This is a genomic window from Janibacter terrae (assembly GCF_039636765.1).
In the GTDB taxonomy this organism is placed as follows: domain Bacteria; phylum Actinomycetota; class Actinomycetes; order Actinomycetales; family Dermatophilaceae; genus Janibacter; species Janibacter terrae.
In genome coordinates this window covers 280,116-305,545 of sequence record NZ_CP144167.1, presented here as the reverse complement: position 1 = coordinate 305,545, position 25,430 = coordinate 280,116, and the positions used below count along the sequence as shown (strand labels likewise).

Genomic DNA, 25,430 nt, shown 5'->3' with positions numbered 1-25,430 from the left:
GCTCGACCTCTCGGGCTACGCGAGGTCGAGCGGGATCCGCACGGTGGCCCGAGTGCCGCGAGGCTCGCGCTCCGGGCCGAAGGGATGGTTCGGTGTGATCTCGAGCTCGCCCCCGTGGCGCTCGACGATGCGCTCGCACAGCATCAGGCCGATCCCGGCGCCGCCGCCGGTGCTGCGGACGAAGCCGCTCGGCGTGGCACCGTCCGGACCGGCAGGCATACCCCTCCCTTCGTCGACGACGGAGCAGCAGGCTCGTCCGTCCTCCTCGAAGGTGCGCACCTGGATGCACCGGCGGTCCGCCGACAGCGGCGTGACCTCCCGGATGGCATTGGTGAGCAGGTTGAGCACGACCTGGCCGAGGAGCACGCTCTCCCCCGTGACACGCAACGGGCTGGCGGCGAGGTGCGTATCAAGGACGACGCTCTGCTCGGCCGCGGAGATCCCGGCGAAGTACAGGCTGTCGCGGACGATGTCGGTGAGGTCCGCCGGCGAGGAGGGCGTCTCGGTGCGCTGGACATAGCGCTTGACGCTGGCGACGATCTCCGACGCTCGGGCCAGCTGCTGCAGCGCGTTGTCGATCCCGTACCGGACCGCTGCCTCCCGCGGGTTCGGGGCGTCCATGCGCGCGACGACCCCCCTGAGGAAGTTGTTGCTCGCGGCGAGCGGCTGACCGAGCTCGTGGGCGATCGTCATCGCCATGTCGCCCATGGCGTTCTCCCGGCTCACGCGCTGCAGCTCCGCGTCGCGGTGGGCCGCCGCCTCCTCCAGCGCGACCTTGCCGGTGATGTCGCGGACCGCGAGGATCCGGGACTCGATGCCGTCATGGGCGACGGTCTCGAGCTGACCGGACAGCCACGGCGGGTTGTCACTGGAGCGTGGCTGCAGTCGCAGTTCGACCGTGCGCGACCGCTCGGTCAGTGCGGCGCGGACGGCCGGGTCGTCCAGAGGCGGGTCCACGGTCACGACCTCGTCGAGGCGGCACCCGAGGACCGCCTCCTTGGGGGCGCCGAACAACCGGGCAACGAGCGGCGAGGTATCGACGATGTGCGTGTCCTCGTCCAGGAGGATGACTCCAGCGGAGGCATATGTGAGGATCCGCTGGAGGTACCCCGTGGCGCGCTCGAGCTCCTCGCGGATCCCCACCTCCTCGGCGATCTCGCGGAACTGAACCATGACGGCCGGGCCGTCCTCGAGCTCGATCCGCACGGCTACGGCGTCGGTGAGGAACTCATGCCCGTCGCGGCGGCGGTACATCCATTGCCGGTGGCTCCGGCCATGCACGACGGCGTCCTCGAGCCAGGCCACGCCGACGGCGCGGCGGTACTGCTTCTCCTGGCCGCTCATGTGGTGGGCCTTGAGTGGCTTGAGCTCTTCGAGGGTGAAGTCGAACATCCGGCACGCCGCCGGGTTGGCCCACAGGATGTTCTTCGAGACCGCCTCGTGGATGAGGACGCCCGTCGAGGTGTGGAGCGTCATCTGCGCGAAGTCCTTGCCGGTCGGAAACACTCGTCGCTCCTCACTCTTCGACATCCATCGTCCCACCGAAACCGCCGCCGTTCCCCTAGGTGATTCCCTTACCCGGGGCCGAGGAAGTACCAATGGCGAGGCAGGTCCGGGCACTCCTAGGTTGAACGTGTTCGCTGGAAGACGCACACGAAACGGAGACGCTGGTGGCCGCAAAGTACGAGCTCGCCGAGCCTGCCGGCCCGGCGCGGGAAAAGGCCTTCGAGGAGGCGCTCGACGCCTTGCGGGACCGCCGGGACGAGTTCGCAGCCCAGGGGCACGTGCCCCGGGACTTCCTCCAGCTGCTCAAGCGGGCGGGGATCTACCGGGCCTCCACCCCGCAGAGGTTCGGCGGGGAGCCGATGGCGCCGACCGACTTCCTCGACCGCATCGAGCGGATCTCTGCCGTCGACCCGGCCACGGGCTGGGTCGCGAGTTTTGGGTCCTCGCTCACCTACCTCACCGCGCTGCCGCTCGAGGTCCAGGAGCAGCTCTACGCGCAGGGCCCCGACATCGTCTACGCCGGCGCGCTCTTCCCCATGCACGAGCCCGAGGTCATCGAGGGCGGCTTCCGCTGCACCGGGCGCTGGCAGTTCGCGAGCGGCTCGGCCGGCGCCGACATCCTCGGCGTGGGTCTGAAGGACCCGACCGACCCACGCCCGCGCAATGCCATCATCGACCCCGCCGACGCCGAGGTCATCGAGAACTGGGACGTCGCCGGGATGCGCGCGACGGGGTCCAACGACATCAAGCTCGACGGGGTCTTCGTCCCGCACGAACGCACCTTCATCCGTGGCGGCGCGTCCACCGTCGACGAGCCCCTCTACCACTACCCGGCCCTCGCCTACGCGGCGCAGGTCCTCGCGGTGACCGGGGTGGGGGCCGCCCGTGGCGCGCTCGACTACGTCCGCGAGGTCGGCAGCCAGCGCACGAGCATCACCGGCGGCAACCGACGGGGCACGACCGGCACCTTCCAGATCGGCGTCGCCAGGGCCGAGGCAAGGCTGCGCTCAGCGCGCGCCTGGTTCTACGAGGCGACCGACGAGGTCTGGCAGACCGTGCTCGCCGGCGACGAGGTGAGCTACGAGCAGAAGGTGCTGCTGCGCCTCGCGACGTCGCACGCCGCACACGAGAGCCGCGCCGTCGTCATGGCGGCCTTCGACCTCGCCGGTACCGGCGCCATCTACACCAAGCACCCGCTGCAGCGCTTCGTGCAGGACGCCCTCGTGCCGCCGCAGCACGCGATGCTCGCCGGCGGCACCTACGAGGCCTCCGGCGCCATGCTCCTCGGTGCCGAGGCCGGCATCCCGAGTTTCCCCTGACCCATGAACGACCGAAAGGACTGACCATGGCTGACCCGCTGCGCGTGCTCTTCTGCATGGGTATCAACCAGAACTTCTTCGACCTGCCCAAGGCGCAGATCGGCACGGTATGGACCGCCTTCGCCGGGATGCTGCGCGGGATGGAGGACATGGACGGCGTGACCGTCCTGGGCAACATGGACGACGACTCCCACGTCGTCGGGCCGAGCGACGGTTGGCCGTGGACGTGCTACGTCCTCGCCGACGTCCGCGACCAGGAGACCGTCAAAGCCGCCTGCAACCTCTTCCGCACGACGATGGTCGACGAGGAGCACGCCCTGTGGCGCTACGCAAAGATCGAGGCCCGGATGGGTCGAGCGCTCACGATCCGCGACGACGTCTGACCCGGTGCCGTACACAAGGAGTGTGAACTGATGACCATCGTCGAGCCCGCCAAGGCGGACTACGCGAGTCTGCTCGAAGGGGACCGCATCGCCGGTCGTGCCTACACGGACCCGCAGATCTTCGCCGAGGAGATGGAGAAGATCTTCTACCGCACCTGGGTGTGGGTGGCGCACGAGAGCGAGCTGCCGGAAAAGGGGTCCTTCAAGACCACCCAGGTCGGACAGCAGCCGGTCATCGTCTCGCGCGACCGCAAGGACCAGTTCCACACGCTCGTCAACCGCTGCCGCCACCGCGGTGCGACCGTGTGCGACCAGCCGAACGGCAAGGCCAACGGTTTCACCTGCCCTTACCACAACTGGTCCTACGCGCTTGACGGGCGACTGCGCGGCATCCCCTACCCCGAGGGCTACGAGGGCGTCGTCGACAAGGGCGACTTCCCGCTGCACCGGCTGCGCACCGAGAGCCACCTCGGGATGATCTGGGCGACCTTCAACCACGACGCGAAGCCGCTCGAGGAGTTCCTCGGCGACGCGATGCCGTGGATGGAGCGGTTCTTCAAGCAGAGCAACGGCTACCCGACGAAGGTCACGGGGATCCACAAGTTCCGCTTCAAGGGGAACTGGAAGATCCAGTTGGAGAACACCACCGACGGCTACCACTTCCCGATGGTGCACAAGTCGTGGATGGCGTCCGTGGACGAGGAGACGGCGAACATGATGTCGTTCATGAACGACCCGGAGGCCGTGACGCAAGACCTCGGCAACGGCCACGCGGTCGCGATCATGGCACCCGGTAACTCCGACCTCGACATCGACGACGGCGCCCCGCTGCAGCCGCGCTTCGACCACGTCGTCGCCGACCTGCGCGAGAGCGGCGAGTACACGGAGGAGCAGATCCGGCGCTTCGTGCGCTCGATCCACGGTGCGGGGTTCAACCTCAACACCTTCCCCAATGTCTCGATGTCGATCTCCTTCCTGCGGGTGCTCGTGCCGATCTCCGTCGACGAGACCGAGATCTGGCACCTGTCGCTCGGCATGGACGGTGGCCCCGAGATCGTCAACCAGGAACGACTGCGCATCCACGAGCACTTCCAGGGGCCCTTCGGCTTCGGCAGCCCGGACGACTCCGAGGGCTGGGAGCGGGTACAGATGGGCGCCGCTGGCGACCCAGACATGCCGATCCTGCTCAACCGGGGCCTCGAGCGCGAGACCGAGGTCGACGGACACCTGACGTCGCACGTGACGGATGAGACCGGCATGCGCGGTGCCTACGCGATGTGGAAGAAGATGATGAGCGATGACTGAGCTCGTGCTCACGGACTCCCGGGTCGCCCGGGCGATCGAGCTGGTCTGGCACGAGGCCGAGCTGCTCGACGACAAGCAGTACGAGACCTGGAGAAAGCTGTACACCGACGACGCGATGTACGTCATCCCGATCGACCAGGAGGGCGACGACTTCGCGTCCTCGCTCAACATGGTCTACGACGACTCGCGGATGCGCTCGATGCGCGTGGAGCGCATGGTCCAGGGCTACGCGCCATCGGCCGTCGCGGCCGCCCGCACCGTGCGCACCCTCTCGCGCTTCAGCGTCAGCGACGTCTCCGACACCGAGGTCGCACTGCGCTCGGCGCAGATCCTCGTCGCCTACAAGCGGGGCCACACGTTGACGCTCGGCGCCAACGTCACCCACCGCATCGCCCTGTCCGACTCCGGTGACCGGATCGCGCAGAAGGTCGTGCGACTGCTCAACAGCGACGAGCACGTTCCCGCCGCCGGATTCCTTCTCTGAGGTGGTGACGATGAGCCAGGCAGCAGGAGCGAAGGGGGAGCCGGTCGCCGTCGTCACGGGGGCGGCCGGCGGGATGGGCGAAGCGATCAGCCGTCGCCTGCACCGTGACGGGTTCCGCGTGCTCGTCACCGACCTCGACGAGGCCGCCGGAGCACGGTTGGCGCAGGAGCTCTCGCCCGACGGGTCGTCGTGCACCTTCCACCGCCTGGACGTCTCCCGCAAGGCGGACTTCGAGGAGACCCTGGCGCACCTGCGTGCCGGGTGGGGCGAGCCGAGCGTGCTCGTCAACAACGCGGCGCTCACCCGCGCGGCCGACACGATGACCCTCGACGCGGACGAGTTCCTCGACGTGTTGTCGGTCAACAGCGGCAGCGTCTTCTGGGGTTGCCAGGTCTTCGGCGCGGCGATGGCGGAGGCCGGCTATGGCCGGATCGTCAACATGGCCTCGCTCGCGGGCGAGAACGGCGGCACGGCAACCGGCGCGCACTACGCGACGTCCAAGGGCGGGATCATCACCCTCACCAAGGTCTTCGCGCGGCAGTTGGCTGGCTCGGGGGTCACGGTCAACGCAATCTCCCCGGGGCCGCACGACCTGCCGGTCGTGCACCTGACCGTCCCGGAGGACAAGCTCGCGGCCGTGGTCTCGACGATCCCGGTCGGGCACCTGGGCGACCCGGCCTTCATCGCGGACACGGTATCTCTGCTCGTGCAGGACAACGCCGGTTTCGTCACCGGTGCGGTCTGGGACATCAACGGTGGGCTGTACCTGCGCTGAGCGCAGGTCTCCAGGAAGGAAGTGGCATGAGCCTGATCGACGTCCGCGTCGCGGAGATCATCGACGAGTCGACGCACGTGAAATCGCTGCGTCTGGTCCGCGTCGACGGCCAGCCGCTCGGTGTGTACGAGGCCGGCGCGCACGTCGACGTCGTTGGACCGACGGCGATCACCCGGCAGTACTCGCTGTGCAGCCGCCCAGACGACCCCGAGTCGTACGTCGTCGCGGTCAAGCGTGAGCCGCACTCCCGCGGGGGGTCAGAGGCCCTGCACGCGCTGCAGGTGGGTGACGTCATCCAGATCAGCAGCCCTCGCAACCTGCTGCAGATCGTGCCGGAGGCCCGGCATCACGTGCTCATGGCCGCGGGGATCGGGATCACCCCGATGCTGAGCATCGCCCGATACCTCGACGTCCACGACGGTGACTTCGACCTGCACTACTTCGCGCGCAGCACGGAGGACGCCGCCTTCCTCGGGCTGCTCCAGGAGAAGTGCCCCGAGAAGCTGCACCCGCACCTCGGCACTCCGCTCGAGGAGCACGACGTCCTGCTGCGGGAGATGCTCGCGGACCTGCCCGAGGGCACCCACCTGTACATGTGCGGGCCCGAGCCCTTCATGGACATGGTGACCGAGGTGGCTATCGAGTACCTCGACGAGGAGTCGATCCACAAGGAGAACTTCCGCCCGGCCGAGACGCAGTCCGACGGTCCGGACACGGAGTTCGACGTGGAGCTCGAGGGTGAGACCTTCCACGTCCCGGCGGACCGCACGATCGTCGAGGTCCTGCGGGCAGGAGGTGTCGACGTCGACACCTCCTGCCAGGAGGGCATCTGCGGCACCTGCGTGATGCAGGTTCTCGACGGGGACATCGACCACCGCGATAGCGTGCTCACCAAGTCCGAGAAGGAGTCCGGTGAGCTGATCACCGTCTGCGTCTCGCGCTGCACCTCGCCGCTGCTGCGTCTCGACTACTACTGAGCCAGGGAACCGGGCCGCGCTGCCGTCAGACGGTGGCTTGGTAGCGCAGCACGTCCCGGATCAGCGTGTTGATGCTGCCAGCCCTGGTCTTCGACTTGATCCGGGCTCTGTGGACGTCGACGGTCTTGACGCTCATGCCGAGCTGCCGGGCGATGTTCTGGCTGGGCAGGCCCTCGATGACCGAGCGCAGGATCTCCTTCTCCCGGGGGGTGAGGGAGTCGACGCGGCGCTGCACGTCGAGACGGGTCGAGTGGTCGATGAAGCGTTCACGCGCGACGACGCAGCCCTGCTGCACCAGGTCGAGAAGCTGCTGGGGCTCATAGGGCTTCTCGAGGAAGTGCAGCGCGCCCTCCTGCATCGCGGTCACCGACATCCTGATGTCGCCGTGCGCCGAGACGAAGATAATCGCCGCGTGTGGGGCGCTGTCGTTGAGCTCCGCCTGCAGCCGGGCACCGCTCATGCGCGGCATCCGCATGTCGAGGACCAGGCACGCCGGGTGCGACCCGTCGTACTCCTCGAGGAAGCTGTCGGCCCGGTGGTGGATCCGTGGGGTGATGTCGATGCTCCCGAGGAGCCACGAAACCGACTCGCACACGGCGACGTCGTCGTCGATGACGTAGACGACCGTCTCCGGCGCGCCGTCGAAGCGGTCGTCGGGGTCGATCGAGCCGCCCTCGGTCATGTCGTCCAGGCGGCGTCGGCGGTCCAGTAATTCATCCCGGACGCGCTCACCGCGTGCTGCCAGTCGGTCGTGCGCCGCAGCAGCGGCTCGACCCGGGCGATGGACACGTCGGCGGCCTCCGGGCCATCGGCGTCGACGGTCCAGTGCACCCAGTTGACCTCGCGGCCCTCCTCGTCGTGGACGAAGAGGTCGACGTGGTGCCAGCCGTAGCCGAAGGTGTCCTCGTAGCACATGAGGAACATGTGGTCGTTGTCGATGAGCGTCTCCATGTCACACCCTTGCTGTCGGGGAAGTCGTCTGGTCCTGGCCGAGCACGCGCTCGAGAGCCTGCGCCACCGCGAAGACCCGCACCTCGTGGCCGGGGACACCCATGACCTGGATGCCCAAGGGCAGGCCTTCTGCAGTGCGGGCTCCCGGCACGGTGACAACGGGGAGGCCCATCGCCTGCCAAGGTCGGCTGAGCTCGGGCGACCCGGTGCCGGTAGACCTCTCGGGGGCCGGTCCCTGGGCGGCGGGCCCAATGATGACCCCGCCGGTGCCATCGAGGAACTGCTCGAGGCGGGTACGGGAGGTCGCGCAGCGCACGAGCGCCTGGTGGTAGGCCTCCTCGCCGGTCGCCAGACCCTGCTCGAGTAGCTGAGCCAGCTGGCTGCTGATGTCCTCCCGACGATCGAGGAGCCCCCCGCGGCAGACCGCAGCCTCCCGGGCCATGATCACCGGGTGGTCCCTGAGGAGGGTGAACACGTGGTCGTCCCACTCGAGCTCGTCGACGGGGTGGCCTGCGTCGGACAGGCCGGCGGCCGCGGCCTCGACGGCCGCGGACATCGACGCACCGACGGCCAAGTCGTGGCCTCGCCAGACGTGGATCGGGATCCGGTCGGGCAGGAGGGCGACGCTGGATGACCGCGTCAACAGCTGGTGAACGTGGGCGACATCGGCGACGGTGCGCGTGAGCAGGCCCAGGGAGTCGAGAGAGGGACTCAGCCCGGTGATCCCGTGCAGGTCGACGGTGCCGTGCGCGAGGACCATGCCGACGACCCCGCAGTAAGACGCCGGCCGCGTCGTCGAACCGGCGGTCTGTGTCCCGAGCGCGAGGGGCACCATGCCAGCGGCAACGGCAGCCGCCGACCCGCTCGAGGACCCACCCGGGGTGCGCTCCGGCGCAACCGGGTTCACCGTGGGCGCGGGGGCGAAGTAACCGTACTCCGTCGTCTCCGTCTTGCCGAGGCAGACCGCGCCGAGGGCCTCGAGGCGACGCACGATCGTGGCGCTCGTGACGGCGGGGTTGGGGGAGGTCGTCGCGGGGGAACCGCAGCGGGTCGGCAGGCCGGCGACGTCGATGATGTCCTTGACCCCGACCACGGCCCCACGTAGCGGCAGGGTCACCCCGCGGGCGTCGAGCTCGGCAGCGGTCTGCGGAGCCGTTTCCGAGAGCTCGACCCAGGCCCGCAGGTCCGCCTCCTGCGCGTCGACGCGTTCTCGCGCGGCCGCGACGAGGTCGCTCGCCCCCCTTCGTCCTGAGTGGACCTCGTCCAGGTCGTCGAACAACCCACCGACCACTGCCTCACCACGGCCCACCGCAGGACCCTCCTTATCGCTCGCCATCAGGTTGCCGCCTGTCCGGGAGCCGATCAAGTAAAGGTTTCCCTACTGCCACCGCAATCTTTTGTTGCCTAGCTTCTGGGCGATCCACCGCGTCGAACCGGACTGCGGGCGAGGTAACGGCGCCCGGCGACAGGGAGGCAGCAGCTCATGGCGACAGCCACATCATTCGATCCCACGACCTTCCGCGAGGTGATGGGGCACTACCCGACAGGGGTGGTCGTCGTCACCGGTGCGCACCCCGACGGGGAAGCACTGGCGATGATCGTCGGGACCTTCACCTCGGCGTCGATGGAGCCGCCGCTCGTCGCCTTCCTGCCGATGCGGTCCTCGCGCACCTTCCAGCGGCTCAGCGAGTGCGAGAGCCTGTGCATCAACGTCCTCACCGACGGGCAGGAGGCCCTGGGGCGCACCATCGCCAGTCGCTCCGAGGACAAGCTCGAGGGCATCGACTGGTCACCGTGCTCGTCCGGTGCCCCCATGCTCCACGGTTCGCTCGCCTGGCTGGACGTCCACGTCGACCAGATCATCGAGGCCGGAGACCACCTCATCGCGCTGTGCGCCATCGACGACATGGCGGTCAACAACCCCAAGGCGCCGTTGATCTTCTTCCAGGGCGGGTACGGCGGTTTCGCGGTGCCCTCGCTCCTCGCCCGCATCGACAATGACATCATCGGGGCGGTGCAGCAGGCCAGTTACGCGCGCGACCTGCTCGCCTCCCTCGCAACCAGGCATCGGTGCGAGGCCACCCTGCTCACCGTCATCGACCAGGTCGAGCTCGCGGCCATCGCGACCGCGGTGGGCGAAGGCATCAACCCCGGTGACGGCCTGGGCACGCGCGTGCCGATCATCCCGCCCATCGCCGACGTGTGGGTCGCGGAGCTGTCCCCCGAGGCTCAGCAGGAGTGGCTGGATCGTGGCGCCGCTGACGAGGAGGCTCGAGCCACCTTCGAGGACCGTCTCGGCTTCGCTCGTGAGCACGGCTACCTCATGTCCTTCCTGCCCGCCGGTCAGCTCGACCCCTACCGCCAGCTCAACGCCGCGACCCAGCGGTACGCAGGCGATCGCGTCACCCCGACGACGCAGCGGGAGATCCGCCAGTCCATCGCCGACGTCACCGTGAGCTACCAGATGCGCGACATCGACGTCGACGAGGTCTACGACGTCGGCATGCTCGTCGCGACGATCCATGACCCGGAGGGACGGCCCGTACGGATGCTGCGTCTGGCTCAGCTGCCCCGCGGTGCCTCCGGCGAGGTCGTGCTCGGGTGGATCGCCGACCTCAAGGCGGCGGTCAGCGAGCTCGAGGGGTTGCTCTTCGACGAGGAGGCCAGGACCCGTTGACACTGTGCCCGGGCTGCCGGCTCGTCGGCAGCCTGAGAGGATCGGGACATGCACTCCCCCGTGCCCGACTACCTGACCGAGGTCGCGCAGGCGTGCTCCGCGACCCGCACGGGCGAGCCCGCCACGTACATCCCTGAGCTCGCCACCGTCGACCCCGACCTCTTCGGCGTCGCCATGGCCACCGTCGACGGGACGCTCTACTCCGTGGGCGACGCCCGGCGGGAGTTCACGATCCAGTCGATCTCCAAGGCCTTCGTCTACGGGCTGGCCGTGCGCGAGCTGGGGTTCGAGGCGGTGCTGGCGAAGGTCGACGTCGAGCCGTCCGGTGACCCCTTCGACGAGCTCTCGCTCGAGCCCACGACCGGGCGACCGCGCAACCCGATGATCAACGCCGGCGCGATCACGACCCACGCGCTCGTCGGCGGGCCGGACGCCAGCCCGATGGGGCGCTTCGAGGCGATCCACGGGCTGCTGTGCGACCTCGCCGGGCGCGAGCTCGCCGTCGACGACGACGTGTGGCGCTCCGAGATGGACACCGCCCACCGCAACCTGGCGATCGCCCACCTCCTGCGCAGCCACGACATCATCACCGACTCGCCCGAGGACGTCGTCTCCGCCTACGCCCGCCAGTGCTCGGTGCTCGTCACGGCCGAGGACCTCGCGATGATGGCCGCGACCCTGGCCAACGCCGGCGTGCAGCCGGTGACCGGCAAGCGGGTCTTCGGCGGCGGCCAGGTGCGCCACCTCCTGTCTGTGATGCTCACCTGCGGCATGTACGACTCGGCCGGTGACTGGGTCTCCTCCGTCGGCATCCCCGCCAAGAGCGGTGTCGGCGGCGGCATCATCGGGGCCCTGCCCGGCCAGGTCGGCATCGCGACGTTCTCCCCGCGGCTCGACGCGCACGGCAACAGCGTGCGCGGCGTCGAGGTCTTCGAGCGCCTCTCGCGCGACATGGGCCTGCACCTCATGGAGGTCGCGCCGCCCGCCCGCTCGGTCGTCCACGCGACCCGGGTGGTCGGCAGCGGCGAGGACGCGGTGCGCGTCTTCGAGCTGTCCGGCACGATCGGGTTCACCGGCGCCGAGCGCGTGCTGCGCCAGCTCGCCGAGGACTCGCCGGCCGAGCGGCTCGTCGCCGTCGACCTCGGTGGGGTGCACTCCCTGGAGGGCCCCGCCCGCGTCATGCTCCTCGAGGCGATCCGTCGCCTGCGTCTCGACGGCCACGAGGTCTACCTCATCGACACCGAGGGCGTGCTGCCCGACGCAGACCCGGGCGACGGGCGCCTGCTCGAGCAGCTCCCCGCGGAGCTGTAGATGCTCCGGCGCCTGATCTACCCGGTCCCGCCGTACACGGCCACCGACCACGAGACGACGAAGGGTGGCACCCACCTCCTCCATCGCCCCGCGCCGGAAGGGGGTCGCACGATCGTCTACCTGCACGGCAACGGCTCCGACCTCGCCTCCGTCGCGCCGCTCGCGGGCCTCTTCGCCCGGTACCACCTGGGCTTCGCGGCGGTGGAGTACCCCGGCTACGGGCCGGCCGCCGGGACCCGGACCAGCCAGCGCGCGATCCTCGCAGCGGCCCACGACGGGCTGGCCCACCTGGCCCTGCCGGCCGAGCGCACCGTGCTCGTCGGCGAGTCGCTCGGGTCCTCCGTCGCGGCCCACCTCGCGGCCGACGGCGTCCTGGACGACGCGGCGGGCACCGGTCGCCTCGTGCTCGTCTCGCCGTTCACCTCGATGGTCGCCATGGTGCGTCGTGTGGTGCGGGTCTTCCCCCGCCAGCTCGTGCCGGACCGCTGGGAGACCGACGCCGTCGTCGGGCGCATCGGTGTCCCGACCCTCCTCGTCCACGGGGAGCGGGACACGCTCGTCCCGCCGGCGATGAGCGAGGCGCTCGCCGGGTCGATCGGCGAGGTGCGCCGGGTGGTGGTCCCCGGACGGACGCACAACGACCTGTGGGAGGCGCCGAGCGAGTGCCTCGACCTCGTCGCGGACTTCGCCCGGGTCTAGGATGTCGGCGTGATGCAGGTCACCGGTTGGCCCGCCCACGAGGCAGCCGTCCAGCGGCTCGTCCGTTCGCATGCCGGGATCCCGACCGGGTCGTCCGTGCGCCTGGCGAAGCAGACGTCCAACCTCTTCCGTCCTCGAGCCGAGACCGGCGCCCCAGGTCTCGACGTCTCGGGCCTGACCGGGGTCATCGAGATCGATGCCGACGGGCGCACCGCGCAGGTCCAGGGCATGTGCACCTACGAGGACCTCGTGGCCGCGACGCTGCCGCACGGGCTCACCCCCTTGGTCGTCCCGCAGCTGCGCACGATCACCCTCGGTGGTGCGGTCACCGGCCTGGGCATCGAGTCGACGAGCTTTCGCAACGGCCTCCCGCACGAGTCGGTCCTCGAGATGGATGTGCTCACCGGCTCCGGCGAGGTCGTCGCCGCACGGCCCGACGGCGAGCACGCCGACCTCTTCGCGGCCTTCCCCAACTCCTACGGCTCGCTCGGCTACGCCACCCGGCTGCAGATCGAGCTCGAGCCGGTCCCCGCGAGGGTCGCCCTGCGGCACCTGCGCTTCGGCGACGTGGACGCGCTCGCCGAGGCGCTGGAGGGCATCGTCACCGAGCGCGAGCACGACGGGGTGCGGGTCGACGGGCTCGACGGGGTCGCCTTCGCGCCCGACGAGCTCTACCTCACCGTCGCGACGTGGACCCAGGACGCGGGGCCGACGAGCGACTACACCGGGCAGCGCATCTACTACCGCTCGCTGCGGGAGCGCTCCACCGACCTGCTGACGATGCACGACTACCTGTGGCGGTGGGACACCGACTGGTTCTGGTGCTCGCGAGCCTTCGGCGCGCAGCACCCGCTCGTGCGCCGGCTGTGGCCGCGGCGCCGGCGCCGCTCCGACGTCTACCACCGGCTGGTCGCCTGGGACCGGCGCCTGGGTCTCGTCGACCGGCTCGACCGGTGGGCCGGGCGGCCCCAGCGGGAGCGGGTCATCCAGGACGTCGAGGTGACCGTCGACCGGCTGGCCGACTTCCTGCGGTGGTTCGACGCCGATGTGGGCATGCGACCGGTCTGGCTGTGCCCCCTTCGTCTGCGCGAGGGACCCGACGGCGCCCGCACGTGGCCGTCCTACCCGCTCCAGCCGCGCACGACGTACGTCAACGTCGGGTTCTGGGGGACCGTGCCGGTCGGCGACGACGCGCCGCAGGGACCGACCAACCGGGCCGTCGAGGCCGAGCTCGGCCGGCTCGGCGGCCACAAGTCGCTCTACTCCGAGGCCTACTACTCCCGCGACGAGTTCGACCGGCTGTACGGCGGTGACGACCTCGCGCGGGTCAAGGCACGCTACGACCCGGACGACCGCCTGGTCGCCCTGTACGACAAGGTGGTGCACCGCAGATGAGCGCGATGAGGATCGCCGACGCCCTCGCCGGCTACCTGCCCGAGGGGATACCGGTCCGCTTCACCGCGTACGACGGCAGCGCGGCGGGACCGGCGGACGCCCCCTTCCACATCGAGCTGCGGACCGAGCGGGGGCTGGCCTACCTCATGACGGCGCCCGGCGACCTGGGTGTCGCCCGCGCGTACATCACCGGCGACCTCGCGGTGACCGGTTGCCACCCCGGCGACCCGTACCCTGTCCTCGACCTCATGTCGAGCACCGCACGCTGGCGCACCCCGGGCCCGCGGCAGGCCGTCGAGCTCGTCCGCGGCCTCGGGGTCCGACGCCTCGCCCCGCCGCCGCCCCCGCCGCAGGAGCACCTGCCGCGCTGGCGGCGGGCCGTCGAGGGGGTGCGGCACAGCCGGACCCGCGACGCCGAGGTGATCCACCACCACTACGACGTGTCCAACCGCTTCTACCAGCTGGTCCTCGGGCCGTCGATGACCTACACCTGCGCGGTGTACCCGACCCCCGACGCGACGCTCGAGGAGGCCCAGCACGCCAAGTACGAGCTCGTCGCGCGCAAGCTCGCGCTGCGGCCCGGGTCGCGGCTGCTCGACGTCGGCTGCGGCTGGGGCGGCATGGTGCTGCACGCGGCGCGCGAGCACGGCGTGCGCGTCCTCGGGGTGACGCTCTCGCGCGAGCAGGCGGACTGGGCGCGCGCGGCCATCGAGCGCGAGGGGCTCGGTGACCTCGCCGAGGTGCGACACATGGACTACCGGGACGTCTCCGCGCGCGACTTCGACGCGGTGAGCTCGATCGGCCTGACCGAGCACGTCGGCATCGCCAACTACCCCGCCTACTTCGGCTTCCTGCGGGACCGGCTCCGGCCGGGCGGGCGCCTGCTCAACCACTGCATCACCCGCCCGCACAACCGCCCCGTGCGCACCGGCGCCTTCATCGACCGCTACGTCTTCCCCGACGGCGAGCTCGCCGGGGTCGGCACGATCGTCGCGGCCGTGCAGGACGTCGGCCTCGAGGTGCAGCACGCCGAGAACTTCCGCCTGCACTACGCCAGGACACTCGCCGCGTGGAACGCCAACCTCGTCGCGCACTGGGACGAGGCCGTCGCCGAGGTCGGCGAGGACACCGCCCGGCTGTGGGGGCTGTACATGGCCGGCTCGCGGGTGGGCTTCGAGCGCTACGACGTCCAGCTCGACCACGTGCTCGCGACCAAGGTCGCAGATCGTGGGGCGAGCGACTACCCGCTGCGTCCGGACTGGTGAGGCCGCGTCCGGTCAGAGGTGACCGGCGAGCTGGGCCATGCGCGCCTCGAGGGCAGTGAGCAGGGCGGAGCAACGCCTGGTGTCGTCCTTGCGCGCGGCCTTGCTGCCGGACTGGTCCGGCTCGCTGCACATCGGCAGCACGTCGACGGAGAGCCGGGCGCCGCCGGCGAGCGAGCGCAGCTCGTCGAGCTTGTCGGCGAAGGGGGACCCGCTGCCGGGGGAGTAGTAGCGCACCGCCTCGTCGACGTCATCGGGGTAGAGGTCGGTCTTGGTGACGACGATGATCAGCCACACCGGCTTGTCGCGGCGCAGCGCCATCGAGGCGATGCGGTGGGCGGTGATGACCCAGTCCTCGAGCTCGGCCGCGAGCTGCTCCTCGCGCGTGGCGAGCGCGCTGCCGCTCGTGCCGGCCGTGCGGCGCGGGGTGGCGTAGCCGTTGGCGACGACGTGCATGACCCCGTCGACCGGGTCGTCGTGGAAGACGTCGTCGAGGGCACCGAGCCGGGTCGCGGCGTTGTCCCCGGGGACGACGCGGAAGCGGAACCCACGACCCTTGGCCGAGCGGCGGGTGCGGCGCTCCATCGTCGCGGAGCCGACCTCCACGGTGCTCTGGGCGGAGGCGCGCCGGGCGAGCCGGTCGGCCAGGCGCGTCTTGCCGACACCGGTCATGCCGGTGACCGCGACGGTCGGGAAGCGGCCGCGCAGGAGGTGGCCCAGCTGGTGCGGGGCCCCGGAGAGTGCGGTGAGGGCGCCCCCGGCGAGGCTCGTGCCGACGGCCGTGCGGGTCGCGGAGGAGAGGCGCGCCATGGTCAGCCGAGCGCCTTCTTGACGTCGGCCAGCGAGGGGTTGGTCGCCGACGAGCCATCGGGGTAGAGCACCGTCGGCACCGTCTGGTTGCCGGCGTTGATCGTCTCGACGAGCTCGGCGGTGCCGGGCGTGTCCTCGATGTTGATCTCGGTGTAGCCGATGCCCTCGCGGTCCAGCTGGGACTTCAGGCGGCGGCAGTAGCCGCACCACGAGGTCGAGAACATCGTGACCGTGCCGTCAGTGGGCAGGTCGACTCCGGGGGGCAGGATCTCGCGCACGTTCACGACTCCAGCCAACCACGTTTCGTCCTCAACCCTTCCCTCGGGCACGGCCCTTGATGGCCGCGAGCTCCCTCACGTAGGTGGCCAGCATCGGGGTCGGGCGACCCCGGTGGGTCCATGTGAAGACCGCTCCCGGGTCGAAGCGGCGGCTGCACTCACGGCAGGACAGGACCCGACTCGGCCGGCGGTGGCGCTCGACGCGGTGCCCCGCGGGGCAGGTCCCGACCCAGGCCCCGGGGATCGTCGGGGCATCCTCCGGCAGGCAGCGGTCGGGCTGGGCGCCGACCCGCACCGCCATCGCCCGCCAGCGCGGCCCGTGGCCCGCCCGCGGACCGACGAGGGCGTGGGCGATCTCGTGCAGGACGGTGTCGCGCACCTGCTCCCGGGTGTGCAGGAGGGTGAGCGGGGCGCTCAGCCCGATCGTCGACGTCGAGGCGCGGCACACGCCCGCCCGCTTCTTGGCGCGGTCGAGGACGAGCTGCCAGTCCGCCAACCCGTGCTCGTCCATGAGTGCCCGCGCCATCGTGCGCGCTTCCCCGAGGTCCATGGCAGGCGAGATTAGGCGAAGGGGGTGACATCTCCCCCTTCGTCCCGCTGCGTTGTGGAATACCGGTGCGGGAGTGCGGGGTTGTGGAGGACGTGCACCCACAGCTCTCACTCCTCGACCTGGCCACCGTCGGCCGCAACCAGCCCGTGAGCGAGGCGCTCGCCGACACCGTCACCCTCGCGCAACGCGCGGACGAGCTCGGCGCCTTCGAGAGGTTGTGGTTCGCCGAGCACCACAACATGGGGCGCATCGCCTCCGCGGCGACCTCCGTGCTCATCGCCCACGTGGCCGCGCGCACCGAGCGCATCCGCGTCGGGTCCGGCGGCGTCATGCTGCCCAACCACTCGCCGCTCGTCATCGCGGAGCAGTTCGGCACCCTCGCCGAGCTCCACCCCGGCCGCATCGACCTCGGCCTCGGGCGGGCCCCCGGCACCGACGGCCAGACGATGCGCGCGCTGCGCACGGACCCGAGGGCGGCCGAGTCCTTCCCCCAGGACGTGCGCGAGCTGCAGGGCTACCTCGCCGACGAGTCCCTCGTCGAGGGCATCCACGCCTACCCCGGGCGCGGCACCCGGGTGCCGCTGTACATCCTCGGGTCCTCGCTCTTCGGGGCCCAGCTCGCCGCCGCCTACGGCCTCCCGTACGCCTTCGCGAGCCACTTCGCGCCCGACGCCCTCGAGCAGGCGGTGCGGGTCTACCGCGAGCGGTTCACCCCGAGCGAGCAGCTGGCCGAGCCGCACGTCATCGCCGCGGCCAATGTCATCGCCGCCGACGACTCCGCGACGGCCCATGACGCGCGGCAGCGCGTGCTGCGCGCCCGGGTGCGGATGCTCGCCGGCCGGGTCGGCGGCGGCGACATCGACGACGCGATGGTCGACTCGCTCATGGACACCGCCATCGGGGCCCAAGCCCGGCACATGCTCACCCACACCATCGCCGGTGACGCGGCCGAGGTTGCCGCCGGCCTGCGCGACTTCGCCTCCCTCGCCGACGCCGACGAGCTGATCCTCACCAACCCGGCGCCCGAGCTGGACCTGCGGATCCGCACGCTCGAGATCCTCGCCGGGCTGCGCGAGGACGCGAGCTGACCTCCCTTCGCCGGCAGTGATGTCGTCGACACTGCCTTCGTCGACACTGACGAAACCCTGACGTCCCGGGGGTGGAGTCGTGGGGCGGGCGCCACCTAGCGTGGACGTCAGGAGCCCCGGCTCCCGCTGGACGTGGCCGAGTCCGATCATGAGGGGATCGCTCGGTCCCGGTCGTCGAACCGCTCCCCCCGGTTCGTGACCACCCTGGGAAGGGACACCCCCCTTCGCGCCACTCCTCCCCCGGCGCGGAGGGGGTGTCCTGCGTCCGGGGGCAGTGCCTCGCCGCGCTCCCACGGCCGGAGGTCGACGGGCTGGCAGGGCGCTGACCAAAGAAGAGGCCGATGCCTCCCGAACCCTGACGAGATCCCGGCCGAGCGGGCCGCTCCACGGTCATACATTCCCTTCACCCGGTCGGCGCGACCGCGTCACGGGACCTCATCGAAGGGTGAATCGCATGAAGCGTGCCGCAACCGTCCTGGCGCTCGCCGCCACCGTCTCCTTCGGCGCCTCGAGCGTCGGCCACGCCGCGGGGACCGCTGACGACCCGAGCTACACCGACTTCCGGTCGCAGACTGTCCAGGACACCGACAAGCAGTACATCGTCAACGGGGACATCCCCCTGTCCGGCGAGAAGCAGCTGCGCGAGTTCTACGACGAGCTGGTCAACCCCGGCAACGACTCCGCCCTGATCGTCAACACGGTTTACGGCAAGGACGACGTGTGGAGCGCCACGCAGGCCAAGAACCTCACCTACTGCGTGAGCACCAGGTTCGGCACCGACCACGCCAGGGTCGTGCAGGCCATGCAGGACGGCGGCAACCAGTGGGAGGCCGCGAGCTCCGGCGTCGACTTCACCTACGTCTCGTCGCAGGACGGCAAGTGCACCACCCGCAACAACAACATCGTCTTCTCCGTGGAGCCGACCAACACGACGAGCTACATCGCCCGTGCCTTCTTCCCCAGCACACCCAAGCGCAGCCGCAACGTCCTCGTCAGCACGAGCCAGCTCTTCACCGCCGGCTCGTGGACGCCCTCCAACATCATGGCCCACGAGCTGGGCCACGCCCTCGGCTTCCGCCACGAGCACACCCGCCCCGAGGCCGGCACCTGCTTCGAGGACAACAGCTGGCGCCCGCTGACCCCGTACGACTCGGCGTCGATCATGCACTACCCGCAGTGCAACGGCTCGAGCGACGACCTGAGCATGACCGCGGCGGATCGCGAGGGCATCCGCTCGGTCTACGGTTCCTGAGCCCCGGCCCAGGACCACGCAGGGAGGGGCACGCCCTTCGTCCCGGACTCCTCCGCCGGTGACGAAGGGCGTGCCCCGCGTCCGGTCGCTGCGCCCGGGAGGTCGGACGTCGGATGAGGAGATCCTCATGTCCGTCTCATCGAGAGCTCATCGACACTCCGTAGCTTCCTCGGTGAGGCGCGCCGCTGGGGCGGGCCACGTCGAAAGGCACGCCACCATGAAGCGTCTTGTCTCCTCCGTCGCCGTGAGCGGTCTGATCCTCACCGCCGCCGCAGCCGTGGCCCCCGGCGCCTCCGCCGACGAACGGGTCTGCCGCGGCTACATCGGCAAGGTCGTCGTCGACGACATCTTGGTCCCGCGGGGCGCGACGTGCTCGATGTACGGCACCCGGGTCAAGGGCAACATCAAGGTCGACTCCGGCGCCCTCCTCAAGGCCAACAAGCTGAGCGTCGACGGCAACATCCAGACCCAGGGCCACAGGTCCATCGCCATCAGCGGTGTGCGGATCGACGGCAACATCCAGGTCGAGGCGGGCGGCGGCGCGAGCATCCGCACCAACGACGTCGACGGTGACATCCAGGTCTTCAGCAACCGCAGTGGGTCGAAGAACATCTACGACAACCGGGTCGCCGGCAATCTCCAGTGCAAGAGCAACTACCCGGCGCCCAAGGGTGCTCGCAACAAGGTGCAGGGCAACAAGGAAGGCCAGTGCCGCCGCTTCTGACCCCGGACGGCGGGCACACTGGCCGGATGGACGACATCGAAGCCTTCTGGCAGCGGGCGCAGCAGCACGCCGACCTCGCGCAGGTCAGCTCGTACACCGGGGTGAACCCGCTGGCGGTGCTGCGCCCGCCGGCCTGGGGCTTCGGCGCCACGCCCGAGCAGGCGGACGAGCTGCTCGGGCTCGTGCTCGCGGGCACCAAGACCGCGACCGCGTCGGCGCTGTGGGACTACGAGGCCGAAGGGGAGGACCTCCCCGAGGAGGGGACGCTCGGCATCGTCGTCGACGGGTCGGGCACACCGCGGGCCCTCGTCGTGACGACCCGGGTGCGGGTCGTCCCCTTCGACGAGGTGGACGCCGAGCACGCCCGCGCGGAGGGGGAGGGCGACCTCTCCCTGGAGCACTGGCGGGCGGTGCACCAGGACTTCTTCGCGCGGCACGCGAGCCACGACCGCGGCTTCGCCCCGGACATGCCGGTGGTGCTGGAGGAGCTGCGGGTGCTGCACGCCGAGCCGGCGCGGTAGTCGCAGGAAGAGCTCCTGCTCAGCGGGTCAGACGCGGTGGCGCAGACCGGTGGCCCGCTGGGTCGGTCGGCGGACCGCGGCGCGGATCGCGGCCTCGGAGCCGACGAGCGTCACGGACTCCTGCGCGCGGGTGATCGCGGTGTAGAGCAGCTCGCGGGTGAGCAGGCGCGAGTCCTCGTCGGGCAGGACGACCGTGATGGCGCGGGCCTGGCTGCCCTGGCTCTTGTGGATCGTCAGCGCGTGCGCGGTCTCGACCTCGCCGAGGGTGCTCGCGGGGTGGACGACGGGCGTACCCGGCTCGCCGAAGACCCCCACGACCCGGTGATCGGCGCGCAGCGACATGACGCCGGTGTCGCCGTTGTACAGCCCGAGGCCGCGGTCGTTGGTCGTGACGAGCAGGGGACGCCCGACGACCTGGCGGCCCGAGTAGTCGGTCGCCTCGCCGAGCCAGCGCTCGACGCGGTCGTTCCACGGCCCGACGCCCCACGGGCCGTCACGGTGCGCGCACAGCAGCCGGTGCTCGGCGACCTGGCGCAGGGCGCCCGCGTGGTCGCCCGCGAGCGCGAGCTCGCGCAGCCGCAGGGCGTGGGCGAGCAGACGTGGCCGCAGCGCCGCGTCGGCACCGAGCACGTCGTCGACGGGCAGGTGCTCGACCGGTCCACCGGGGACGGCCGTGGCGAGCAGCTCGACGACCCGGTCGTCGTCGCCCACCCGCACCGCCTCGGCGAGGGCACCGATCTCCCGGCCGAAACGGTGCGACGTGCTCAGCCGCGCCACCGGACCGTCCTCGCGGCCCGCGTACCCGGCGACGAGGTCCGCGAGGACCGCGCCGGCCTCCACGGACGCCAGCTGGTCGGGGTCGCCGACCAGCAGCAGCCGGCTGCCCGGGCGCAGGGCCTCGAGCAGGCGCGCGGTGAGGGTGAGCGACAGCATGGACGCCTCGTCGACCACGACCACGTCGTGCGGAAGGGGGTTGCCCCGGTCCCGTCTGAACCGGTTGCCGCTGTCGGGGCGCCAGCCGAGCAGACGGTGCACGGTGACGGCCTCGATGTCGGTGCCGAGCCGCTCCCGGTCGACCGCGGGCAGGTCGCCGAGGGCCCCGAGCACCGACTCGCGCAGGCGGGCAGCGGCCTTGCCGGTCGGCGCGGCGAGGGCGATGCGCGGGCGGTGGCCACTCGCTTCGGCCTGCTCGAGCAGGAGGGTCAGCAGCCCGGCGACGGTCGAGGTCTTGCCCGTCCCCGGGCCGCCGGCCAGCACCGTGGTCAGTCGGTGGGCGGCCGCGTGCACGGCCGCGCGCTGCTCGGCCCACGTCTGCCCGGGGAAGACGCGCGCCAGGCCGGCCTCGAGCACGGGCTCGTCGACCGCAGGAGGCGCGGCGGCCGCCCGCCGGGCGAGGTCCGCGGCGACCTGGACCTCTTCGCGGTGGTAGCGGTCGAGGTAGACCAGGCCGTGCTCGACGCGCAGCACCCCGGCGGTGGCGAGCGCGCTCGCGCGGACGCTCTCGAGCCACTCCTGCGGCGCCGGCAGCGGGGTCGAGGTGGGCGGGTCCACCTGGTCCACGGGCTCGAGCAGGGCGCGCGCGTGCTCGAGGTCCAGGCTGGTGGAGCCCTCGCGGGCGGCGCGCACGACGAGCGCGAGCGTCAGCCGGGCGAGCGGGTCGCTCTCCTCGACGAGCTCGGTGAGCCGCACGGCGACGTGGACGTCGGCCGCCTCGATGACCCCCGCGGCGTTGAGGCCGGCGAGGTCACCCGTCGCGGCGAGTGCGAGCCGGCGGTCGTACGGGTCGGTGGCCACGGTGGTCATGCGGCTCCCTTCGGGCCCGGGCGGCGCCCGTCGAGCAGGTCGGACACGCCCTCGATGAGCGCGATGGGCGGCTGCCAGGAGAAGACCCCGCTCGGGTGCCCGTCGACGACGGGCGTCTCGGGGCCGGCCATCCCGCGCAGGTAGAGGTAGAGCACGCCGCCGAAGTGCTCGTGCGGGTCGTACCCCGGCTGCCGCCACCGCAGGAACCGGTGCAGCACGACCCCGTAGAGGATCGCCTGGAGCGGGTAGGAGGAGTGGTTCATCGCCGCGCGCAGCGCGTCCGGACCGTAGTGCTCGGTCGTCAGGGGGGTGTCGACGGGACCCAGCCAGTTGGTCTTGTAGTCGACCACGAGGTGCCGTCCGCCGACCCGCAGGACGATGTCGACGGAGCCGGTGAGGTACCCGCGCAGCGCCTGGTCGCCGAGCACCGGGTCGTCGAGGACGTCGGCGAAGGGCAGCACCGGGTCGTCGGCCGGCAGGTGCTCGCGCATGAGCGCGGCCAGGTCGCCGAGCACCGCGGCGCTGCCGGCTGCTGCGTCCCCGCCGCCCAGCGGCAGCTCGAAGTCCATCTCGCACAGCCGGTCCCGCGCCCCGACGTCCCGCAGCGTCGTGCCCGGGGCGAGTGGCCCGAGCGGGCTGTCGATGACCCGGACCAGCGCCTCGGCGAGGCCGTCGCGGTCGAGGTCGGGCACGGGCCAGCGCACGACCTGCTCCTCGACGTGTGTGCGCAGCTCGACGAGCAGGTCGTCCGCCTGCGCGTCGGCCTCCTCGAGCACGGCGTGCACGAGGGAGCCGAAGCCCGCGCCCACCGGCAGCTCGGCCATGGGCGACGGGAGGTGACCCGCACCCGGTCCGGAGCCCGCCACGACGGGCAGCGGGGTGCTCCCCTCGTCGTCCTGGTGCCCGACGTCCTCGGCCTCGCTCGCCACGAGCTCCTCGGTCGCGGGGCGGTGCGCCTCGTCGAGGGGACGGGTGAGCGCGGTGTACGAGGTGCGTCGCCACTCCTCGTCGATCGTGCGGGTGAACTCCCGCACCGAGAGGTCGCCGACCGGCGCGGGCCGGGCCACGGTCTCGGCGACGGGCCGGGCCTCGACGACCTCGACCCGCAGACCCCCGCGGGCCTCCCAGGCCTCGACCTGGCTGCGCAGGTGCTCGTCCCCGGGGACGGGGTGCGTCACGGGGACCGGCCCCTCGCCTGCGCTGCGCCCGAGGAGCATCCGGTGCAGGGGGGACGGCGCGGTGTTGCGGGCGGAGGGGAACCACCAGGCGACGACCTGGCTCTGGGCGCGGGTCATCGCGACGTAGAGCAGGCGCAGCGACTCGCCGCTCTCCTCCGCGGCGGCCCGGTCGAGGCGCTCGCGGCGGCCGTCGTCGGAGGTGATGCCGATGTCGAGCGCGCGGGTGCGGTCCTCGCGGTGGAAGTGCAGCACGTCGGGCGTGGGCAGCCACCGGTCGGCGAGGAAGGGCAGCATGACGATCGGGTACTGCAGCCCCTTGCTCGCGTGGATCGTCGCCAGGTGCACCGCGTCGGCGTCGCTGTCGAGGCGGCGGGCGCGCTCCTCCTTGCGGGCGGCGGCGATGCGTTCGCGCAGCCACGCGGTGAGGGAGGCGAGCCCCTCACCCTCGGTGACGACGCGCTGGTGCAGGGTCTCGCCGACGTGTCGCAGGTCGGTGAGGAGGCGCTCGCCGTCGGTGCGGCGCAGCACCCGCGCGTCGAGCCCGTCGGCGGAGGCGGCGGCGAGCACGGCGGCGACGCCTCGGCGACCGAGCAGCGCGGCCCAGGTCCGCAGCCGGTGGGCGACCTCCTCGGTGAGGTCGTCGCCCTGCTCGTCGAGGTCGGTCGCGCTCGCCCCGACGAAGGGGGTCAGCGCCGCCGCGCGTACCCGCTCGGTGCGGTGCGTCAGCTCCATCGCCTCGAGCAGGGTGAGCCAGTGCGCGGCGGCGGGGGAGTCGTAGATGCTGTCGCTGGAGACGATGACCGAGCGCAGGCCCACCTCGGTGAGGGCGCTGCGCACCTCGTCGAGCTGCTTGCGGGTGTGGGCGAGGACCGCGACGTCACCGGCGCGCAGCGGTTTCCCCACGAAGGTCGTGCCCCGCGCCAGCAGCCGGGTGATCTCGGCGGCGCAGTCGCGCGCGACGAGCGGTCGCACCGCGGCGATGGCCACGGACCGCTCGCCGGGCGGCTGCACGAGCTCGGTCGGCACGACCCGTAGGCGCACCGGGTCGAGGAGGCCGTCCGGTGCGACGCCGCCGGAGGTCCCGAGACGGGACTCCTGCGTGGCCGCGCTCACCGGGTGGACGACGATCTGCGGGTCGCCGAGCTGGGCACCTCCGAGCAGCACCCCGAGGCTGCGCACGAGCGGGCCGTCGGAGCGGTGGTTGACGTCGAGGGTGTGCCGGGTCGTCGCGGTGGCGGAGGCGGCGAGGTAGGTGTCGACGTCGCCGCCGCGGAACCCGTAGATCGCCTGCTTGGGGTCGCCGATGAGCACGAGCGTGCTGTGTCCGGAGAAGGCCCGGTCGAGCACCTGCCACTGCACCGGGTCGGTGTCCTGGAACTCGTCGACCAGCACGACGCGCCACCGGTGCCGCATCCGCTCGCGGGCCGGCGAGTCCTCGTCCTCGAGGGCGTCGGCGAGGTGGGAGAGCAGGTCGTCGTAGCCGAGCACCCCGAGCCGCCGCTTGCGCCGGTCCATCTCACGTCGCACGAGGTGCGCGAAGCGCAGGGCCCGCGCGTCGGCGCCCTGCCCCTCGAGCTCGCCGGGATCGAGCACGGCATGCGGGTTCTCGGTGACGGCGCGGGCGATCTCGCCGGCGCGCTGCCGGCTGAAGGCCGGCTCGCCGCCGCCCGCGAAGCCGCGCACGTAGAGGTCGTCGACGACCTCCTCGCGCAGGTCCGACAGGTCGTCGACGAGGCGCGCGTGGGCGTCGGAGTCGCCCGCGACACCCAGGCTGCGCAGCACGATCTGGCAGAACTGGTGGGTCGTCGCGATCGTCGCGGCGTCGAAGTGGGTCAGTGCGTCACGCAGTCGCCGCGCCCGCTCGGCGACCTCGTGCTCGGACCCGGTCCGCAGCAGCGCGACGACCGGGTCCTCGCTCGCGATCCTCGGGTCGGCGACGTGCCGGTGGACGTGTCGGAGGTGCTCGCGGACGCGCTCGCGCATCTCCCGGGAGGCCGCGCGGCCGAAGGTGATGACGAGCATGTCCTCGAGCCGCACCTGCCCCTCGGCGACGTAGCGGGCGACGAGGGCGCCGATCGTCCACGTCTTGCCGGTGCCGGCGCTCGCCTCCAGCAGGACCGTGCCCGTCGGCAGGTCCGCTGTGATGTCGAAGGGGGTCAGCGTGCTCATGCCCGTCACCTCG

24 protein-coding genes are annotated in these 25,430 nt (G+C 71.5%); 15 read left to right on the top strand and 9 right to left on the bottom strand.

What is annotated here, in order from left to right; all coding sequences use genetic code 11:
- Window positions 1-15 precede the first annotated feature (15 nt).
- The gene (locus tag V3C34_RS01545) at window positions 16-1,506 is read right to left on the bottom strand and encodes a sensor histidine kinase (protein ID WP_346007875.1); all 1,491 of its coding nucleotides are present in this window, start codon (window positions 1,504-1,506) and stop codon (window positions 16-18) included.
- A 164-nt stretch (window positions 1,507-1,670) separates the two neighbouring features.
- Here V3C34_RS01545 and V3C34_RS01540 point away from each other — a divergent pair, with 164 nt between their 5' ends.
- The 6 genes from V3C34_RS01540 to V3C34_RS01515 are packed head-to-tail and all read left to right on the top strand — an operon-like array spanning window position 1,671 to window position 6,749.
- Window positions 1,671-2,825 (top strand): acyl-CoA dehydrogenase family protein, encoded by a 1,155-nt coding sequence (locus tag V3C34_RS01540; RefSeq protein ID WP_346007874.1) that lies wholly within the window; start codon window positions 1,671-1,673, stop codon window positions 2,823-2,825.
- A gap of 26 nt (window positions 2,826-2,851) precedes the next feature.
- Window positions 2,852-3,208 carry a hypothetical protein gene (locus V3C34_RS01535; RefSeq protein ID WP_346007873.1) on the top strand — a complete coding sequence of 119 codons (357 nt, stop codon included), beginning with the start codon at window positions 2,852-2,854 and terminating at the stop codon, window positions 3,206-3,208.
- A 30-nt stretch (window positions 3,209-3,238) separates the two neighbouring features.
- Window positions 3,239-4,513: an aromatic ring-hydroxylating dioxygenase subunit alpha gene (locus V3C34_RS01530; protein ID WP_346007872.1), complete on the top strand. Its 1,275-nt coding sequence runs from the start codon at window positions 3,239-3,241 to the stop codon at window positions 4,511-4,513.
- The gene (locus tag V3C34_RS01525; RefSeq protein ID WP_346007871.1) at window positions 4,506-4,997 is read left to right on the top strand and encodes an aromatic-ring-hydroxylating dioxygenase subunit beta; all 492 of its coding nucleotides are present in this window, start codon (window positions 4,506-4,508) and stop codon (window positions 4,995-4,997) included. Before V3C34_RS01530 ends, V3C34_RS01525 begins: the two co-directional genes overlap by 8 nt.
- 10 nt (window positions 4,998-5,007) lie before the next feature.
- Window positions 5,008-5,772, top strand: coding sequence for an SDR family NAD(P)-dependent oxidoreductase (locus V3C34_RS01520; protein WP_346007870.1), 765 nt, complete (start codon window positions 5,008-5,010; stop codon window positions 5,770-5,772).
- 26 nt (window positions 5,773-5,798) lie between these two features.
- Window positions 5,799-6,749, top strand: coding sequence for a PDR/VanB family oxidoreductase (locus tag V3C34_RS01515; RefSeq protein ID WP_346007869.1), 951 nt, complete (start codon window positions 5,799-5,801; stop codon window positions 6,747-6,749).
- Between the two features lie 25 nt (window positions 6,750-6,774).
- Here the strand turns inward: V3C34_RS01515 and V3C34_RS01510 are convergent, their stop codons facing one another.
- The 3 genes from V3C34_RS01510 to V3C34_RS01500 are packed head-to-tail and all read right to left on the bottom strand — an operon-like array spanning window position 6,775 to window position 9,009.
- Window positions 6,775-7,431, bottom strand: coding sequence for a response regulator transcription factor (locus V3C34_RS01510; protein WP_346007868.1), 657 nt, complete (start codon window positions 7,429-7,431; stop codon window positions 6,775-6,777).
- A complete protein-coding gene (locus V3C34_RS01505) occupies window positions 7,428-7,700 on the bottom strand; it encodes a hypothetical protein (RefSeq protein ID WP_346007867.1) in 273 nt (90 codons plus the stop codon). The genes V3C34_RS01510 and V3C34_RS01505 overlap by 4 nt, the downstream gene beginning before the upstream one ends.
- A gap of 1 nt (window position 7,701) precedes the next feature.
- Window positions 7,702-9,009: an amidase gene (locus V3C34_RS01500; protein ID WP_346007866.1), complete on the bottom strand. Its 1,308-nt coding sequence runs from the start codon at window positions 9,007-9,009 to the stop codon at window positions 7,702-7,704.
- Window positions 9,010-9,183: 174 nt separating this feature from the next.
- Between V3C34_RS01500 and V3C34_RS01495 the strand changes: the two genes are divergently transcribed.
- Genes V3C34_RS01495 through V3C34_RS01475 form a run of 5 tightly spaced genes read left to right on the top strand, consistent with a single transcriptional unit; the run spans window position 9,184 to window position 15,047 of the window.
- On the top strand, window positions 9,184-10,377 hold the full coding sequence (locus V3C34_RS01495; protein WP_346007865.1) for a flavin reductase family protein: 1,194 nt from the start codon (window positions 9,184-9,186) through the stop codon (window positions 10,375-10,377).
- A 48-nt stretch (window positions 10,378-10,425) separates the two neighbouring features.
- Entirely contained in the window at window positions 10,426-11,688 is a 1,263-nt protein-coding gene (locus V3C34_RS01490; protein WP_346007864.1) for a glutaminase, read from the top strand.
- Complete coding sequence (locus V3C34_RS01485; protein WP_068426464.1) at window positions 11,689-12,387, top strand: alpha/beta hydrolase; 699 nt, start codon at window positions 11,689-11,691, stop codon at window positions 12,385-12,387.
- Between the two features lie 12 nt (window positions 12,388-12,399).
- Window positions 12,400-13,782: an FAD-binding oxidoreductase gene (locus V3C34_RS01480; RefSeq protein WP_346008543.1), complete on the top strand. Its 1,383-nt coding sequence runs from the start codon at window positions 12,400-12,402 to the stop codon at window positions 13,780-13,782.
- Entirely contained in the window at window positions 13,779-15,047 is a 1,269-nt protein-coding gene (locus tag V3C34_RS01475; protein ID WP_346007863.1) for a cyclopropane-fatty-acyl-phospholipid synthase family protein, read from the top strand. The genes V3C34_RS01480 and V3C34_RS01475 overlap by 4 nt, the downstream gene beginning before the upstream one ends.
- Before the next feature lie 12 nt (window positions 15,048-15,059).
- Here the strand turns inward: V3C34_RS01475 and V3C34_RS01470 are convergent, their stop codons facing one another.
- The 3 genes from V3C34_RS01470 to V3C34_RS01460 form a co-directional block, all read right to left on the bottom strand.
- Entirely contained in the window at window positions 15,060-15,854 is a 795-nt protein-coding gene (locus V3C34_RS01470) for a GTPase domain-containing protein (protein ID WP_068328071.1), read from the bottom strand.
- Between the two features lie 2 nt (window positions 15,855-15,856).
- Window positions 15,857-16,078 carry a mycoredoxin gene (locus V3C34_RS01465; protein ID WP_068329341.1) on the bottom strand — a complete coding sequence of 74 codons (222 nt, stop codon included), beginning with the start codon at window positions 16,076-16,078 and terminating at the stop codon, window positions 15,857-15,859.
- An 85-nt stretch (window positions 16,079-16,163) separates the two neighbouring features.
- The gene (locus V3C34_RS01460) at window positions 16,164-16,682 is read right to left on the bottom strand and encodes a SprT-like domain-containing protein (protein WP_346007862.1); all 519 of its coding nucleotides are present in this window, start codon (window positions 16,680-16,682) and stop codon (window positions 16,164-16,166) included.
- Between the two features lie 92 nt (window positions 16,683-16,774).
- On the opposite strand from V3C34_RS01460, the gene V3C34_RS01455 reads away from it, so the two are divergent.
- From V3C34_RS01455 to V3C34_RS01440, 4 genes are all read left to right on the top strand, one after another.
- Complete coding sequence (locus V3C34_RS01455; RefSeq protein ID WP_068329342.1) at window positions 16,775-17,770, top strand: LLM class flavin-dependent oxidoreductase; 996 nt, start codon at window positions 16,775-16,777, stop codon at window positions 17,768-17,770.
- Between the two features lie 454 nt (window positions 17,771-18,224).
- The gene (locus tag V3C34_RS01450; protein WP_068328082.1) at window positions 18,225-19,022 is read left to right on the top strand and encodes a M57 family metalloprotease; all 798 of its coding nucleotides are present in this window, start codon (window positions 18,225-18,227) and stop codon (window positions 19,020-19,022) included.
- A 217-nt stretch (window positions 19,023-19,239) separates the two neighbouring features.
- The gene (locus tag V3C34_RS01445; protein WP_346007861.1) at window positions 19,240-19,746 is read left to right on the top strand and encodes a hypothetical protein; all 507 of its coding nucleotides are present in this window, start codon (window positions 19,240-19,242) and stop codon (window positions 19,744-19,746) included.
- Between the two features lie 26 nt (window positions 19,747-19,772).
- On the top strand, window positions 19,773-20,267 hold the full coding sequence (locus V3C34_RS01440; RefSeq protein ID WP_068328089.1) for an ASCH domain-containing protein: 495 nt from the start codon (window positions 19,773-19,775) through the stop codon (window positions 20,265-20,267).
- A gap of 27 nt (window positions 20,268-20,294) precedes the next feature.
- Here the strand turns inward: V3C34_RS01440 and recD are convergent, their stop codons facing one another.
- Both recD and V3C34_RS01430 read right to left on the bottom strand, forming a co-directional pair.
- Complete coding sequence (gene recD / locus V3C34_RS01435; protein WP_338539197.1) at window positions 20,295-22,070, bottom strand: exodeoxyribonuclease V subunit alpha; 1,776 nt, start codon at window positions 22,068-22,070, stop codon at window positions 20,295-20,297.
- Complete coding sequence (locus tag V3C34_RS01430; protein WP_338539198.1) at window positions 22,067-25,417, bottom strand: UvrD-helicase domain-containing protein; 3,351 nt, start codon at window positions 25,415-25,417, stop codon at window positions 22,067-22,069. Before V3C34_RS01430 ends, recD begins: the two co-directional genes overlap by 4 nt.
- Between the last annotated feature and the right edge of the window lie 13 nt (window positions 25,418-25,430).